Source organism: Lysinibacillus canaveralius (genome assembly GCF_047301505.1).
GTDB lineage: Bacteria > Bacillota > Bacilli > Bacillales_A > Planococcaceae > Lysinibacillus_B.
This window is the reverse complement of record NZ_CP154840.1, coordinates 648,205-663,761: the sequence shown is the minus strand read 5'-3', so window position 1 is coordinate 663,761 and position 15,557 is coordinate 648,205. Positions and strand designations below refer to the sequence as shown.

Sequence of the window (15,557 nt, the reverse complement as noted above, 5' to 3'; positions counted from 1 at the left end):
TCTGTCGAATGTATTGATTATAAGTTTACAAGCACTTCCAACGCATTATTTAAAACTTTTGCCATTTGGTCACGTGTAAGCGGTGCTCCTGGGTTTAGCTTACCAGATGAGCCTGTCATGATGCCTAGTGCATTCAATTGAGCAGCGGCTTCATTTAGCTCTTTGTCATTTGCCGGTACATCGCTGAATGGCATTTTTGCATCCGCAGCCGGCTCATAGCCTTCCTTCACCAATAGACGGTAAATCATTTTTGCTGTTTGGGCACGTGTGATTTTATTGTAAGGAGCGAACGTTTCTTTATTAATACCATTAATCACACCGTAGCTGTTTAGTGCCTTAATGGCAGAAAGCGCCTCTTCATCTAATTTTGCAATGTCTTTGAAGTTTGTAGTTTCTGGTACTTCAAGCTCCAATGCACGGAATAGCATTAATGAGAATTGATAGCGTGTTGTCGTATTATACGGGTTGAATTTCTCACTTTCTTTGAAAATACCGTATGAATATAAGGAGACGATCGCACCGTAGTTCGCCAGCTTTTGAATATCAGTGAACGGGTTCCTTTCACCACCGAATTGCAGCTGAACATTGTATTTTTCATCATAGGCAAAATCACCAAAGCGCACTGATAAATCAACTGTCGCTGTGTAGATTTTTGACAGGTCATCAACTGATACTGTGTAAACTTTCACTGTATTACTGCCAACAACTTCCTCTGATTTTTTTGCTACTGTGGCACCTTCCACAATGAAGTTATTTAAATGCTGACCTTCCGGGAATGTTACATCTACTTCATAGCCAGTTTCTGTTGCCGTCACTTCCACTTTATCTGCCAAGTATCTTCCGTGCATGATAGACAATTCGTTTGAGCCGTCTTGGTAAACGTAAGCAGGTAAAGTTTCTGATTCACTAGCATTATCTTCTTTTTCTGGTAAATCTAAACCTTTATCAACAGCGATTTTGAAATCATACCATTGATCGTGTGTACCAGCTACTACATGTAGTTTTGCTGATGTTAAATCATTTAAAGATGTCAGCGGCAGACGGACAACATGTGGATATTCTGTTAGAGAGCCCGTAACTGTTTCCGCTTTTACATATTTATCTCCCACAAGTACTTGATATTCAGCAATCATACCGTTCGATTGTTCTGTCCCGCTGATTTCTAAGAAGTACTTGCCATTCTCCACAACTAATGTAGCTTCTTCATTTAACTGACGTGTAATTGCTGCGTAATTTCCTTCACCCGTTTTTGGATTGTAAGCATCAAACGTTACTTTATATTTACCATCAGCAATTTCACCGTAAGGCGTAGAAGGCTGTGTTGGTTTTTCCTCCGGCTTTTCTTCAGGTTTTTCTTCCCCTGCTTCTTTAATAGATTGTGCATCAGGTGTTAACGTTGCTGTATAGTCACCTTTAGCCACTGGAGAATTCACTGTAAATACGCCTTCGACTGGAGAATAATCTTTATCTACCGGTATTAGTACAACTTTTTTACCGCCGATTTCATGCAATGCTGATTCACCTTTTACAGTAACCGCTGTAAGCATGGATAGCATCGTGTCGGAAAGGTTTATTTTGATATACTGCTGACCATTCTGCTCAACTAGTTCACCTGGTCCTTTTACAAAGTTAGCTAACATGCCTGTTTCGTCTGTTACTTTAAAGTCAATTGTGCGCACAGCCGTCTCACCAGCAGGTGCTGCAGCTTCTTTTGTCGTTGCCTCTGTTCCATTTACATTTTGTGTTTCACCTGCATTTGCTGATACCGCAGCAGGCGTGATAGCCGATACAGCCATTAATGCGGCCAATGCCATTTTTGTGTTACGGTTCTTTGCCATTCTTGATTCCCCCTGATTAATTTGTTTTTGCTTGCTTTGTTCGAACAAAAATAATTGCAGCTGCCATGAATGCCACAAGAGAAGCTAGTGGCAATGCATCGCTCGTCTCGGGATTTTCTACTTCTACCTCTTCAGTTTGCGCTGCATCCTGTTGGTCTTTGTTTTGTGCTGCTTCTTGCGAAGTATCTGCCTCATTCTGTACAGGTTTTGACTGTTCAGCTGTAGAGGTTTTATCCGCCTTCCCACTTGCAGTGGCAGGCTCTTTATTTGAAGAAGTGTTACTTCCTGACGACGGAGATGGATTTGACTTTGGCTCGGTAGTATTATTGGAAGGAGCTGCTGGTGGTGCTGTTTCCTGCTGCGGCTTTGCTTCAGGAAGACCAGAACCATCAAATACAAAGTCTACGCTATAAGCGTGATGGTAATCGATGTCCTCTATGTCTATTTTCATCCCAACTGTCAACGGATTAAATGAACCGATATTGAATTGAACAACTCGTTGATCAGCTCCTGTATTAGAACTGATAACAGATGCCCCTCCTGGTGGATTGAACTGTGTCACCCAGGAGCTGTTTTTTATCGTTAATTGAATACTCATCTTACCGTTATTGACTGTTAGCTTAGCAGGTTTTAAAAAATAGTCATTTGCCATAGAAGCAGAATTGCTGCCCGGCTTGTTTACCTGGTAATTCACGCTGTATGTACCGTCAGCGATTGCGGCACTAGTAGTAGTCGGTAATACGAGGAATAACATGAAAATTACAGGAACCAGTAATGGAAAAATCTTTTTCATTTTGTCACGTTTCCCTCCCTCTGAATTGTTTTCCATCTACTAGAATGCCATAAATAAGATTTATTCTCAATTAGAATTCCATTTAAATTTACATGATTGTCACATTCTCCTGACTTTTCGACACAATTTTTCTGGAAATAGTGAAAAGCACCGCTCTATCTCCAATAGAACGGTGCTCCTGCTAAAATAAAGTATTTATACAATAAAAATAAAATTATATTTTGTTATAAATACTACTCATCACTACTTTAAATCCATAACATTTCAGCTCTTTTCATGCATTACACTCCACTAATTGGGACATTCTATTCACAACTCTTACTATAGATGATTGGGGGAGGTTAGATGTCTTCGTTAGAGACAATTATATGGATTAATGAGCAGTTTAAAGATACGAACGAATTAACACGAAAAACCTTAGAATATGAAGATAAATACGCCTTATTATTCTATATTAAGCCTCTTATTGATCAGGAGTTGCTTCAAAAATTACTAATTAAACCCTTTTTTGAAATGGAGACAGAAAATCAATTTAAGCTCTACTTACAGGCGTTGCCCCAATTTCAAGAAAGTCAATCGAAAGAACAAATTCGATCAGCGGTCCTGGATGGAAATACTATTATCCTTATGCAAAATCAATTATATTTGCTTGATGTAAAGCTGTCTAATAATGATCAAGTCAACGCAACATCCGTTGAAACAACGATACATGGTTCTCAATTAGCCCTAAGTGATAACCTTTCCACAAATATCAATGTAATTCGTTCTAATTATCAGCAACCTTCCTTATGTGTTGAATATGTAACAAAAGGAGAAGTAAATCAGCCTAAAGTGGCTATTATCTATGACAGTGAAAAAGTAAAAAACGGTGTATTGGAGGCAATACGGGAAAGACTTCAGCATATTGACAAACAGGTAATTACATCCACTACTCAGTTGAATAATTTTCTGAATGGTAGGCGCTTTTCCTTGTTTCCCCAAATGATTATGACGGAGCGTCCAGACCGGATTGTCTATAATATTGCGGGCGGCAAAGTAATTTTAGTTCTAGATAGAAACCCACAAGCGCTGGCTACACCCGCTGTCTTTTTCGATTTTATGACTACTATGGAAGATAATTATCATACTATAATGATTTCAACATTTTTAAGGATTCTCCGTTATATTGGATTGTTTATCAGCCTTCTTTTACCCGGGCTATATGTAGGCATTACTTCCTTTGCTCCCGAGGTCTTTCGAACCGAACTAGCTTTAACTATTGCCGGCAGCAGGGTAGGCGTCCCTTTTTCTTCTTTCCTTGAAGTGTTATTCATGCTGTTCTTTATGGAGCTGCTATTAGAAGCAAGTATCCGTCTTCCAAAGGCAATTAGTGCCACTGCTACTACTGTAGGAGGATTAATTTTAGGAACGGCAGTAACGGAGGCCTCACTTGCATCCAATATTATGGTCGTGATCGTTTCGGCAGTAGCGATTTCAACCTTTGTCATCCCAGTAAATGAAATGGCGTTTTCCATACGAATTGTCCGCCTATTATTTATATTCATTACAAGCATATTTGGTTTAGCAGGCTTAACACTCGGTTTATATGTATTAATTATGTATTTGATCAGTATAGACAGTTTTGGCGAACCTTATTTGCAGCTATATGTTTCCCCGAAAAATAAACCTAAAATGGAGGGTGAGACTTGAGCCGGTTTTATTATTACTTAATCTTAATTAATATGGTGGCAAATATTATTGCTTCTGTTCCCGTTATTCTTTTGCATTTCCATAAGGAAGGTGCTGTTTCTTCCATGCTCTTGGCGGTAGTTGCAGGTACTATTCTTATCACTCTCTTTACCCGTTTTTTTAATTCCTTCCCTGGCATGGCACTGCCTGAGCTGCTGCAAAAAACATCCGCTCGATGGTTTCATCTTCCGGTTGTATTTCTTTTAGCTGTTATGTGGTTTATTGCGGGATTGATTACATTAATCACATTTACGTTTCTTCTTATTCGTTACCTTTCTCCAGAGATGCCTATTATTCAAATCGGTTTGACAATTATTATTCCTGTCATCTTTGGAGCCCTAATGAAAACCGCCCGAGTATTATATACGGTTGAAATCATTCTATTAATCACCTTCCCACTAATCCTTTTCATCTTTTACAAGGCATATACGAGTCAAAACCTGGAATGGGATTTCGTAAAGGAAGCCGCTTTATACGTCAATCAATTGCCTAATCTAAATGCATTCTCTGCTTGCTTTTTTTTATTTTTGGGAGTTGTCAATCTTTCTATCTTTAATCGTTTCTTTACTGAGAAACAAACCTTTGGCTGGAAACAAATTATTATCATAACTATTGTGTCAGTCTCTACGTTATTTACGACTTATTTTATCCCGATTGGCTTTAACGGCTTTGAGGCTATTGATGAGCTTGTTTATCCATGGATTTCCACAAGCGATTCATTAAGAATGGATTATTTTATCATTGAACGTGTTCTGTATGTTTTCTTATTGTTCTATTTAGGCATCGCTTTTCTAAGTATTATTATTCACTGGCATGTCGCTATGGAGTTTTTAAAGTTTGTGTTTAAATTAGACAATATAAAATATAAGGGGAAAAACATTGGAAGATTTCTTCCTATTCCATTCTTTATTGCAATTCCCCTGTATTTTATTCGTGAATTGAATGAATATCAATTATTTCGTTATACAAGCCTATTTTATAATACTTTAATTGTTGCTTTTCCTTTAATGCTCATTTTATTTTTCTTTATCAAAAGGAGGATGAAAGGTGCCAAACAAGCAAGCTAAAACTAATCTAGCGTTTCTTTTGCTAGTACCATTACTCCTTCTTCTTACAGGCTGTGAATTTAAAGATATTGATAAAGATGTTTTTGTTTCCATGATTGCTATTGACCAATCGGATAATCCAGACAAACCATACAAAATCACCTTAAAATTATATGAACCCACCGGCTCTTTTAAAGAGGCACAGAAACCTGAGTATTCGTATCTCACACAAAATGGAGAGTCCTTATCTGAAGCGATTCGCTTATTAGAATCCTATTCCGATAAAGAACTTGAATTTGGACATTCCAAACTGATTGTTCTCGGTGAAGACTTAGTAAAGGATGATAAAAACAAGGAAGTTTTGGATTTTTTAATAAGACGACCCGATATTCAGATGATTTCCTGGATGGCTGTCGGGAGACCGTCTGCTGAAGAAATTATTAAAATGGTTCCACAAGGTGAATCCGCTGCTTACCCGGAATTATTCAATTATTTTGATGATAATGGAACAGAGAGTCAATATATCGTAACAACGTATTTATTTAACCTCAGAAGAAATCTAAAAGAAGAAGGGATTAGTCCGATTTTACCTGTTATTAGGATTAATGAAGAGGATTCGCATTTTGAAATTAACAAGTCATTAATATTGGAGACAGGCAAAGAACCTCATGAACTGGATTTTCTCGATACAGCAATTTTTAATATGCTGTCACAAAAGGCAAATACCGCAGAACTAGTGGTAAATGAAGAAGGAGAATATTTTATTGCAAAAATTGATTCTTCAAAGACTAAGCAGAAATTGAAAGTCCAAAGTGATAACAATTTAAAGCTTGATATAGAAGTAAGTTTATATGGCTATATATCAGAATCCAAAAACGCTTTAAAAAGTCAGCTATTGCCGCATTATAACGAGCTGCTCAAAACAGAGGCAGAAGAAAAATTAATGGAGTTTTTCGATAAAACTGTAAAGCAAGGGTATGATCCTCTAGGTTTTGGGATCCAGTATAAGGCTCAAACACTTCACAATAAACGCATGAGTAATAAAGAATGGGAAGAAGCTTATAAAAGTGCGGAAATCAACGTAACGGTAAAGGCCGCTCTTAAAAGTACAGGATCAATTCAGTAGTTTATATCTATTCATAACCGGCAATTCTCCCGAACTATTTTTTCTATCTATGCAGCTAAACCACGCAGAAAAAGAAAAGAAGCTGTACAGAATATTTCCCTTTCTGTACAGCTCCATTTTTTAAAATAGTCACTCATAGACTGCATCCAGACGCTGCCGTCAATAGATAAAGAAAACCTTTATAGAAACCTTTTAAAAATTCATCTTCTATTAGATAAATTTTCTTCCTACTTCTGTATAGCATCCGCATGGAAGCCGTCTTTTTGGAAGTAGCCTTCATGTGACCAAATGTTGATGCCTTCCTTCTCTGCATCTTCTTGAATATCTAGGAAATGCTGTTCAAGCGAATTGTTTGGCTTATTTACATAGCGGACTGCTGCCAAGCCTTCTTCCAGTAGCTCCTCCTGCAGCATTACACCATCTACATACACATAGGCAAGTAAGCGGTCGTAATGATCTGTTTCCGGTCCTTTATCAAAAAGCAGTTCTACTGATTCCGCTTTTTCCAATAGATCAATTGTAAATGCTTTTGCATCCTCAGCATACGGCATTGGTTCGCCTTTATTATAATTCATCTCCGGTGTATCAATCATAAGGAGGCGTACACGTTTTTTCTCTCCATCCATCTGCACACTGATTGTATCACCGTCATTTGCAGATAAGTATTCAACGGCCACTGCCTTGTTTCCTGTCACCTTCTCTGCTTCTTCCAAGGGAATAATGGCCGAACTCTCTTCCACACTGCCATTCAATGCAGATTCTGTCTGCTTCTCTTGTCCTTTTTCATCCTTTTCCGGGGGAGGATTGCCAAATATCATATATAGTGCAAGCGCCAATAAAACGGTGCCGCTCGTGATAAGTGTTTTAATATCTTTAAGCTTCATTTAATTGCTTCTCCTTCACTGAATATACTATCAACTATTTATCATAAGCGATAACTAGAAAAAACGCCATTTACGAAAACGCAAATGGCGAATCACTTACTCTTCTGGTTTTGTTTTTGGGTTTGGGCCGAGCACAACTGGCGGTACATCTGCAAATGTCTCTCCCTCTTCCTCCAAGTCCCGCATTCTATGTGCAAGACGAGAAGCAGCACAGGCTGCAATGCTCGCCACTAAATCATCAAGAAATGTATGGACACCGCCGCCTGCTTTTGTATCAAGCTTTTCAATCACACCAATTTTTTGCTTATCCAAATGACCGAATGTTGTAACGGCAATACTTCCATAGGTAAAAACTGAGCCAAGTGCAATTGTTTCATCAACACCGAATAGCCCTTCATCGCTTTCCACAATCGACTGCAGCGGCTCAGATAACATTTTTTTCTCCGCTAACTCGTCAAGTTCTACCCCAACGAGAACAGCGTGCTGCACTTCCCGCTTCAGCAATACTCGTTCTACTGATTCTATGCAATGCTCAATCTTCAAACCAGGGTTATAAGGCTTTTGCATTTCATATACAATGTCCGCTACAGCTTCTACTGTGACACCGCGGCGTTCTAAAGCCGCACGTGTAGCAGCTGCTACTTCATCGGAATGGACACGAAGTTTCTTATTCTGCATAGGGAATCTCCATTTCTTTATTTAGTCATATATAATCGGCTCAAAACAATAGATAGAAATTGAGACAGGATCCTATTTCTAATAAGTCCTTTCCCATCTAATTGAACCCGTAAATAGAACAAACGTTACCTACATATTACACCTTTATTATTCAATATGATACAATTTCGTTACAACTATGAGAAGGAGTGACATATGTGGATAAAGGAACAGTCAAAGATGTTAACTTTTACAGTGAATGCCTGCAGGAACATATGCAGCTGCTGGTTTATATCCCTGCCAACTATACTCCGTTATACAGGTATAATATTCTAATCGCTTCAGACGGAAAAGACTATTTCCAGCTTGGTGGTATTCCTCGTCTTGCTGATGAATTGATTGACGACTACGAAATCGAACACTTGATCATCGTTGGCGTTCCTTACAAAAGTGTGGAAGACCGGAAACGCAAGTATATTCCTTCCGGTGACCAGCATGAAGCTTACTTACGCTTTTTAGCACATGAGCTCGTACCTTACTTGGACAGGGAATTCTCGACAAATGCCCTTGGTTCAAATCGCGGGCTGATCGGTGATTCCATGGCAGCTACAGTCTCACTGCTTGCAGCCATCAAGTATCCGAATATTTTCGGCAAAGCCATTCTTCATTCTCCCTATGTAGATGATCTAGTGATAGAAAAAGTGCGCTCAGCCAAGGAGTTTGATCAGCTTTCTGTTTATCATGTGATCGGAACAGAAGAAGATAAAGTGGTTCTGCATGATAAAACGGAAAAAGACTTTTTGACGCCTAACCGCCAAATGCATAAAATGATGGTCGAGATGGGTTATGATACATTTTATGAAGAGTTTACAGGCAATCATACTTGGAAGTATTGGAAGCCTGATTTAAAGAGGGCGTTGATTGAAAATTTCGGATAATCTTTTCAACAATTGCGAAAAAGACTGTTCAATCTGTTATACTAAATATGAAGAGAAAATTGATTTTTCGGGAGGTAATGAACTTTGAAGTACGGCATTGTTGCATTTCCATCAAAAAAACTACAAGATTTAGCGAATACTTACCGTAAACGCTATGACCCACACTATGCGCAGATTACACCGCATATGACTTTGAAGGACGTATTCGAAGCGGATGAAACAGAGATTGGGGATATTACAAAGAAGCTTGCAGAGATCGCTAAGCGCTTTGCCCCACTAACAATTCATGCTTCGCGTATAAGTTCCTTCTTCCCAACGACAAACGCGATCTATTTCCGGATTGAGCCGACACCTCAGCTTGAAAATATTCATAATGAAATCCAGGAGCAACTGCAAATCGGCAAGCCAAAACATGTCTTCGTTCCACATATTACGATTGCTCAAAAAATGACAGATTCTGAACACGATGACATTTTAGGCCAATTACGTATGAGCGGTGTAGATGAAAAAGAAACAATCGACCGTTTCCACCTTCTGTACCAATTGGAAGATGGATCATGGACGACTTATGAGACATTTAGATTGAGTGGAGCTGAATAAGTTCGTGTTTATTGTTAAATTAGTTACTACTGAAGAAGAAAAACAACTGGCATTTGATGTACGGAAAAAGGTTTTTGTCGAGGAACAAGGTGTTCCACTCCACTTGGAGCTGGATGAATTTGATAAAACAGCGGCACATTTCATTGTTCAGGAAGATGATCATACCATTGCAGCTGCCCGTGTACGTGAAATCTCCCCTGGTGTCGGGAAAATTGAGCGTGTGTGCGTATTAAAAGAGTACCGCGGCAAGCGGCTGGGTGTATTGATCATGGAGCAGGTAGAGAAATACGCTGTAGAATACGGCTGGGAAAAGCTGAAGCTAAACGCTCAAAGCTATGCTATTCCATTTTATGAAAAGCTTGGTTATGTAGTTACTTCACCTGAATTTTTAGATGCCTATATACCTCATCGGGCAATGGAAAAAGTAATTTAAAAATCAAAGTTGCTAAAGCTTCTGCTCAGCTCTGACGAATGTTTTTGAGCATGTAAGGAGAATGAGACCTTACTCTCAAAGACGGGCCCAGGCTGCTTCGCTTTAGCCTATAGATATGAGCACACAGCAAAATGGCAGAATTCTTTAAATGAAAACGGATTTCCGTAACTATACGGAAATCCGTTTTTTTATCTCATCATTTTTTCAATTTTTCCTAGATCAAGAGATTGACCATCTTGCATAATCGATTTTACGATTTTATCTTCCAATGCTGAATCGACTGGGCGATTCGCCAGTTTGCCTACTTTACGAACAATTTTACGCACTTGTTTTTCATTCGAAAAGTCCGCGTGTTGAATCGCATTGGCAAGCGCTAGTATTTCCTCGAACTGCACACCGGTCTTTTTCTCAACCTGTCTAAAAAACGGTTCCACACGCTTCCCTCCTTAGATGATTACGCTACCTACGATAATTAATAAAATGAACAGTACCACGATCAACACGAACATATTGCCGCTTCCACCATAGCCACCGCCATAACCTCCGCCGTAGCTGTAGTTCGAACAACTCTGCTGGCCTCCAACATTTCCGCCTTGCCAGCCATAGTTATAATAGCCGCCCATAAAAAAACACCTCCCTTCTATTTGCTAATGTATGTTACATAAGCAAATGAAAGGAGGATATTCGTCTAGTCGATCGTTCCTTTTGGCTTAAAAAGTAAAGCTCCGATAAAACCAAATACAATGGCGGCACTAATACCGGAACTCGTCACCTCAAACATACCTGTCAGCACACCGATCCATCCGTGCTTTTCAGCTTCAGCCAGGGCTCCGTGTGTCAGTGAGTTCCCAAACGATGTAATAGGTACAGTAGCTCCTGCACCAGCAAAATCAATCAAATACTCATATAGACCAAAGCCATCTAAAACGGCACCTACGACTACAAGAATGGACAGTGTATGACCTGGCGTGAGCTTGCCCACATCCATTAACAGCTGGCCGATAACACAAATAAGCCCCCCCACAATGAAGGCAAATATAAATGAGTAGATCATCCCTGTTTCCTCCTATACTGTTAGTTCAACTGCGTGCGCGATACAGGGAATCGTCTCCCCTTGCTGATAGGAAAGTGGTGATAACAGAGCACCTGTTGCTACAAGAAGTACTTTTTTATAGCGTCCTGTTCTCATTTGAAGATCGACATAGCTATAGAACACAGAGGCTGAGCATCCTGCACCGCTTGCCCCTGCCTGGAAGCGTTCATCTTCACCAAAATACTCATCTCCTCCATCCCGGAGAATATCAAGTTCCTCACTTTTAATGCCATCTTCAGCAAGCATCGCCTTTAATAGCTTAAGACCAATTTTCCCAAGGTCTCCTGTAAAAATAACATCGTAATCGCTGATTTTCTGGTTACGTTTCTTTAAATGGGTAGTAATGGTACTGTAGGCGGCCGGTGCCATTGCACCACCCATATGAAGCGGGTTTTCTTGTCCGTAATCTACTACTTTTCCTACAGTAGCAGCAGCCATATACGGCATTCCCTCATGATATTTACCAACAAGAGCAAACCCAGCTGCTGTCACTGTCCATTGCGCTGTAGCAGGTTTCTGCGCACCATAATCGACCGGATAACGGAATTGACGCTCTGTCGCATTATGATGACTACTTGCTCCTGCAATAGCAAAATTGGATGCACCTAGCTCTGTTAAAAGGCCTGCAATAATAACAGATGAGACAGCTGTAGCACACGCTGCAAACAAGCCAATAAATGAAACGGCAAGCTCTCTTGCCGCAAAACTGGTTGGCGTCATTTGATTAACGAGATCCCCGCTTAAAAAGTAATCAATATCTAAATTTTTTACATCTGCTTTTTTTAGAAGAACTTGGCATGCTTCCTGTACAAGCACCATTTGTCCTTTTTCATTCGTATTTTCTTGAAACCGTTCATCATCCATAATGGAATCAAAATAGGACTTGAATACACTTCGTTTTTCAAGCGGACCCGTGACAGCCGCGCATGCTAAAATTGCGGGCTTCCTCTCAAACACGATTACCATGATACCACCCCAATTGTTACTAAAATAAGTTTAATAAGCGCTACAAAAAACGCTGACACAACCCCAAATAAAATAACTGACCCGGCAAGCTTGAACATATTGCTGCCGACACCGAGAACAAACCCTTCTGTACGGCTCTCAATAGCAGCTGAAATAACGGCGTTACCAAATCCCGAAACCGGCACTGCGCTGCCCGCCCCGGCAAACTGGCCGAGCTTGCGGTACAAACCAAATCCTGTCAACAACATGGCGATAAAAATAATTGTCGCCACTGTAGGATTTCCTGCCGTTTGTTCAGTAAAATCAAAGAAAATAATATAAAAGTATGAAATTGCTTGTCCAATTGCACAAATCACTCCCCCTACTAAAAAGGCTTTGAGCATATTCATCGCAACAGGGGGTTTCGGGCTAATTTGCTGTTCGATTGTTTGATAGCGCTGTTCGTTCATTTACGTTTCCTCCTTCGCTAGTTTCCTTAAATCTTCAATTTTTTCGCTTAAATTTTTTGTTTCATTCTTTTCGATAAGCTTTGCTGATTCCCAGTGCAGTTTAAAATCGGCAGAAACAATTAGTTGTAAGTTCGGATACTCCTTTTTCAACTCTTCTTCCACCTTCTTTTCGATGGATTTCTTTTTGTACTTCTTCCATGGCTTTACCTGCATTGCAACAAGAAGCTTATCTTCTATAAAAATGACATTGGCATGCTCGATATCCTGTTGCTTATCCAACATTTTCTCGATTCCTTTTTCTTTCTCGCCATCATATGTAGCATAAAAAGTTGTCAGTTTTTCGTTCGTATTGCTGCATCCCACAAGTAGAAGACAACAGCAGACAATGAGTAGCTTTCCTCTCAATTTCCTGCACCTCCTTTTTGTGCATAGTATCGTCTCTGACAGTAAATTTTATTCAACCGTAGCAATCGCCCTAATCGCTATTGCACACTTTCATATTGTAGAAAGAGTTCACAGACAGGGAGGTGAATATATGGGTTGTGGAAGAGATAGCGTAGGTGGATTTGGCGGCGATAGAGGCTGTGTATGTGAAGTTGTGCGTGCAATTCTAGATATCCAAAACCAAGCTACTGAAGAGGATTGTCCGACATGTACTACAAACTGCTTCTTAGAACCGCTTGGCGGTATTGTAAGTCCTGCTCGTAAAGCAGCAGACACACGCGTATTCAAGTTACTAACAAAAACAGGCACACCATTCATGGCACAATTCTCATCAGAATTTTATGAATACTGTACATCTGTATTCTTCCGTGTAGAAGATATCTTTGATGACTGCTGTGCTACTTTACGCGTTTTAGTCCCGTTATACGAGTACGGTGGTGATGCTGTAAATTTACTATCTGATTGCGGAACAAAGGTAAACCTTGCTGAATTATGTGAGGTTAACCACTTTGCTGCATCAGACAGCTGTATTACAGTCGACTTAAACTGCTTCTGTGCTGTACAATGTGTTGCAGACGTAGATCTTAACATTTGTAACTAAGCAAAAGAAGTGCAATAAAAAAGAGCAGATGCATAATGCATCTGCTCTTTATTTTGCCGTAATGTAAGCAATTGATTCCGCCGCCAGCCAAATCTCCTGATTCATCGCGCGGATCAGCACTTCTTCGCCTTTCACTTTCTCGATAATGCCGTTTAAATGCTCTCCGTTTTTTAATTGGAAGTACAATTGTCTTTCTTTATTGACCGGGCGTGCAAAGTATCGAAGCTGATGGAGAATCAGCGAGGGTACTGGCTCCTTCCTTACATAGATCGATGTACTTTCATCATCGATTTGACGCGCAGGGGGCGGGGTATGAATGTACAATAACGGATACTCCAACCATCCACATCCTTTTTTCCTTACGATATGCTATGGAAGTTTCATTGCTACATAATTTGACTTAAAAACATGGTTGCAAGCCCAAGGTAAATCATTAAGCTTGTCACATCATTCAATGTAGTGATGAAGGGACCCGATGCTACTGCTGGATCAATCCCCATCTTATGAATCAGGAGTGGAATGAATGACCCTGCAAGCGTCGCCACTAAAATTGAACAACTGATAGCTCCACCGACAAGGAGACCCATCACAAGACTATGCTTCCAGAAGTAAATAATCCCTACTACAATGAGGGCACATACAATACCCATTATTAGTCCAGTCAATAGTTCCCGCATCAGCAGCTTCATCTTACTTTTCTCACTTACTTCACCAGTAGCAATTCCTCGTACCGCTACAGCGAGCGCCTGTGTTCCACTATTTCCGGACGTGCCTGAAATAAGTGGAATAAAGAGGGCTAGCAATGCTACCTGATCTAGGGTTTCTTCGAAGCGGCTCATCAGGTTGGCTGTTAACATACCTAAAAACAAAAGAATAATAAGCCATGGCAGCCGATTTTTTGCTGATTCGAATGGACTATCATCTATGTCTTCTACATCCGAGATCCCTGCAAGCTTTGAATAGTCATCACTTGCCTCTTCCTCGATGACGTCGATAATATCATCGACCGTAATAATTCCCTGCAGCTCCCTGTTTTCATTCACAACCGGAAGAGCCAGGAAGTTATAATCTTTCATAATTTGAGCGACCTCTTCTTGGTCATCCTTCAATCCTACAAAGACAACGCGGTCACTCATAATTTCCTTTATAAGTGTATCCTCATCAGCAATTATTAAATCTCTCAAGGATAGAACACCTGTCAGCTGATGCTCATCATTGACAACGAAAATATAATAAATAGTTTCAGCAGTCGGAGCTTCCTTGCGCATAACGGTCATAGCAGAACGAACTGTAGAGCTTTCTAGAATCGAAACATACTCTGTCGTCATAATGGCTCCTGCCGTATATTCGGCATATGCGAGCAGTTCATTGATCTCTTCAGCTGTCTCACTGTCCATCATTTCTAGATAACTTTCTCGTTCTTTATTATCCAACTCATTTAATACGTCTACCGCGTCATCGGTATACATTTCCGATAACATGGCGGCCCCGTAGGAAGTATCCATTTCTTTAAGAAAATCTTGATATTCATCATCTTCTAACTCTAGCTCACGAAAGATAACTGCCAATTCCTGAGGAGATAAGAAATGATACATGGTCTCCCGTATATCAGGTCCAACCTTCTCGTAAAATTGCGCTTGATCGTAAGGATGAAGTGCTAAAAAATGTTCACGGAATAATTGAATATTTTCTTCCTTAAGCAGTTCATAAAGAAGCTCCTCATTATACTGGACGTCATCCTTTTCATTTTTATATTCGACCATGTAATCCCTCCTCTCACATTACATAATAGTTGTGTGAGCTGCCATTCGTAAATGATTATTTATCGTTCCCACAAATTTTTAACATTTCAGTTGGATGCACTCCCAATCTGTTCCTTTTTCTTTCTAAACCAAGTGAGGTTTATAGAAAATAGATTATATATGTATTTAATAAATTGATTAAGAAAAACTGATGGTGCC

19 protein-coding genes are annotated in these 15,557 nt (G+C 39.8%); 7 read left to right on the top strand and 12 right to left on the bottom strand.

All coding sequences use genetic code 11. The features are described 5' to 3' along the window. Window positions 1-17: 17 nt before the first annotated feature. Together AA0Y26_RS03195 and isdC are read right to left on the bottom strand one after the other, a co-directional pair. Entirely contained in the window at window positions 18-1,838 is a 1,821-nt protein-coding gene (locus tag AA0Y26_RS03195; protein ID WP_413365065.1) for an NEAT domain-containing protein, read from the bottom strand. Between the two features lie 16 nt (window positions 1,839-1,854). Further along, on the bottom strand, window positions 1,855-2,631 hold the full coding sequence (isdC, locus tag AA0Y26_RS03190) for a heme uptake protein IsdC (RefSeq protein ID WP_413365063.1): 777 nt from the start codon (window positions 2,629-2,631) through the stop codon (window positions 1,855-1,857). Between the two features lie 345 nt (window positions 2,632-2,976). Here isdC and AA0Y26_RS03185 point away from each other — a divergent pair, with 345 nt between their 5' ends. The 3 genes from AA0Y26_RS03185 to AA0Y26_RS03175 are packed head-to-tail and all read left to right on the top strand — an operon-like array spanning window position 2,977 to window position 6,531. Then, complete coding sequence (locus tag AA0Y26_RS03185; protein ID WP_413365061.1) at window positions 2,977-4,320, top strand: spore germination protein; 1,344 nt, start codon at window positions 2,977-2,979, stop codon at window positions 4,318-4,320. After that, the gene (locus tag AA0Y26_RS03180; RefSeq protein ID WP_413365059.1) at window positions 4,317-5,426 is read left to right on the top strand and encodes a GerAB/ArcD/ProY family transporter; all 1,110 of its coding nucleotides are present in this window, start codon (window positions 4,317-4,319) and stop codon (window positions 5,424-5,426) included. The genes AA0Y26_RS03185 and AA0Y26_RS03180 overlap by 4 nt, the downstream gene beginning before the upstream one ends. Continuing rightward, window positions 5,407-6,531 carry a Ger(x)C family spore germination protein gene (locus AA0Y26_RS03175; RefSeq protein WP_413365057.1) on the top strand — a complete coding sequence of 375 codons (1,125 nt, stop codon included), beginning with the start codon at window positions 5,407-5,409 and terminating at the stop codon, window positions 6,529-6,531. Before AA0Y26_RS03180 ends, AA0Y26_RS03175 begins: the two co-directional genes overlap by 20 nt. Before the next feature lie 227 nt (window positions 6,532-6,758). Here the strand turns inward: AA0Y26_RS03175 and AA0Y26_RS03170 are convergent, their stop codons facing one another. Together AA0Y26_RS03170 and AA0Y26_RS03165 are read right to left on the bottom strand one after the other, a co-directional pair. After that, the gene (locus AA0Y26_RS03170; protein ID WP_413365055.1) at window positions 6,759-7,415 is read right to left on the bottom strand and encodes a thermonuclease family protein; all 657 of its coding nucleotides are present in this window, start codon (window positions 7,413-7,415) and stop codon (window positions 6,759-6,761) included. A gap of 96 nt (window positions 7,416-7,511) precedes the next feature. Further along, window positions 7,512-8,093, bottom strand: coding sequence for a phosphatidylglycerophosphatase A (locus tag AA0Y26_RS03165; RefSeq protein WP_413365053.1), 582 nt, complete (start codon window positions 8,091-8,093; stop codon window positions 7,512-7,514). Between the two features lie 197 nt (window positions 8,094-8,290). Between AA0Y26_RS03165 and AA0Y26_RS03160 the strand changes: the two genes are divergently transcribed. From AA0Y26_RS03160 to AA0Y26_RS03150, 3 genes are all read left to right on the top strand, one after another. After that, window positions 8,291-9,010, top strand: a complete 720-nt coding sequence (locus tag AA0Y26_RS03160) for an alpha/beta hydrolase (protein WP_413365051.1) — start codon at window positions 8,291-8,293, stop codon at window positions 9,008-9,010. Window positions 9,011-9,094: 84 nt separating this feature from the next. After that, on the top strand, window positions 9,095-9,610 hold the full coding sequence (locus tag AA0Y26_RS03155) for a YjcG family protein (RefSeq protein WP_413365049.1): 516 nt from the start codon (window positions 9,095-9,097) through the stop codon (window positions 9,608-9,610). A 4-nt stretch (window positions 9,611-9,614) separates the two neighbouring features. Beyond that, window positions 9,615-10,043 (top strand): GNAT family N-acetyltransferase, encoded by a 429-nt coding sequence (locus tag AA0Y26_RS03150; protein ID WP_413365047.1) that lies wholly within the window; start codon window positions 9,615-9,617, stop codon window positions 10,041-10,043. 188 nt (window positions 10,044-10,231) lie between these two features. On the opposite strand, the gene AA0Y26_RS03145 is transcribed toward AA0Y26_RS03150, so the two are convergent. The 6 genes from AA0Y26_RS03145 to AA0Y26_RS03120 all read right to left on the bottom strand — a co-directional run bounded on the left by AA0Y26_RS03145 (window position 10,232) and on the right by AA0Y26_RS03120 (window position 12,956). After that, complete coding sequence (locus tag AA0Y26_RS03145) at window positions 10,232-10,477, bottom strand: stage VI sporulation protein F (RefSeq protein ID WP_413365045.1); 246 nt, start codon at window positions 10,475-10,477, stop codon at window positions 10,232-10,234. 12 nt (window positions 10,478-10,489) lie between these two features. Then, complete coding sequence (locus AA0Y26_RS03140) at window positions 10,490-10,666, bottom strand: YjcZ family sporulation protein (protein ID WP_413365043.1); 177 nt, start codon at window positions 10,664-10,666, stop codon at window positions 10,490-10,492. 65 nt (window positions 10,667-10,731) lie between these two features. After that, window positions 10,732-11,097 (bottom strand): stage V sporulation protein AE, encoded by a 366-nt coding sequence (gene spoVAE, locus AA0Y26_RS03135; protein WP_413365042.1) that lies wholly within the window; start codon window positions 11,095-11,097, stop codon window positions 10,732-10,734. Between the two features lie 12 nt (window positions 11,098-11,109). Continuing rightward, window positions 11,110-12,102 carry a stage V sporulation protein AD gene (locus AA0Y26_RS03130; protein WP_413365040.1) on the bottom strand — a complete coding sequence of 331 codons (993 nt, stop codon included), beginning with the start codon at window positions 12,100-12,102 and terminating at the stop codon, window positions 11,110-11,112. After that, window positions 12,096-12,551, bottom strand: a complete 456-nt coding sequence (spoVAC, locus tag AA0Y26_RS03125; protein ID WP_413365039.1) for a stage V sporulation protein AC — start codon at window positions 12,549-12,551, stop codon at window positions 12,096-12,098. Before spoVAC ends, AA0Y26_RS03130 begins: the two co-directional genes overlap by 7 nt. Beyond that, on the bottom strand, window positions 12,552-12,956 hold the full coding sequence (locus AA0Y26_RS03120; RefSeq protein ID WP_413365037.1) for a YhcN/YlaJ family sporulation lipoprotein: 405 nt from the start codon (window positions 12,954-12,956) through the stop codon (window positions 12,552-12,554). Window positions 12,957-13,086: 130 nt separating this feature from the next. Here AA0Y26_RS03120 and AA0Y26_RS03115 point away from each other — a divergent pair, with 130 nt between their 5' ends. After that, window positions 13,087-13,596 (top strand): CotY/CotZ family spore coat protein, encoded by a 510-nt coding sequence (locus AA0Y26_RS03115; protein ID WP_413365036.1) that lies wholly within the window; start codon window positions 13,087-13,089, stop codon window positions 13,594-13,596. A 48-nt stretch (window positions 13,597-13,644) separates the two neighbouring features. On the opposite strand, the gene AA0Y26_RS03110 is transcribed toward AA0Y26_RS03115, so the two are convergent. Next, window positions 13,645-13,935, bottom strand: coding sequence for a hypothetical protein (locus AA0Y26_RS03110; protein ID WP_413365034.1), 291 nt, complete (start codon window positions 13,933-13,935; stop codon window positions 13,645-13,647). 47 nt (window positions 13,936-13,982) lie between these two features. Beyond that, entirely contained in the window at window positions 13,983-15,359 is a 1,377-nt protein-coding gene (mgtE, locus tag AA0Y26_RS03105) for a magnesium transporter (protein WP_413365032.1), read from the bottom strand. Window positions 15,360-15,557 lie beyond the last annotated feature (198 nt).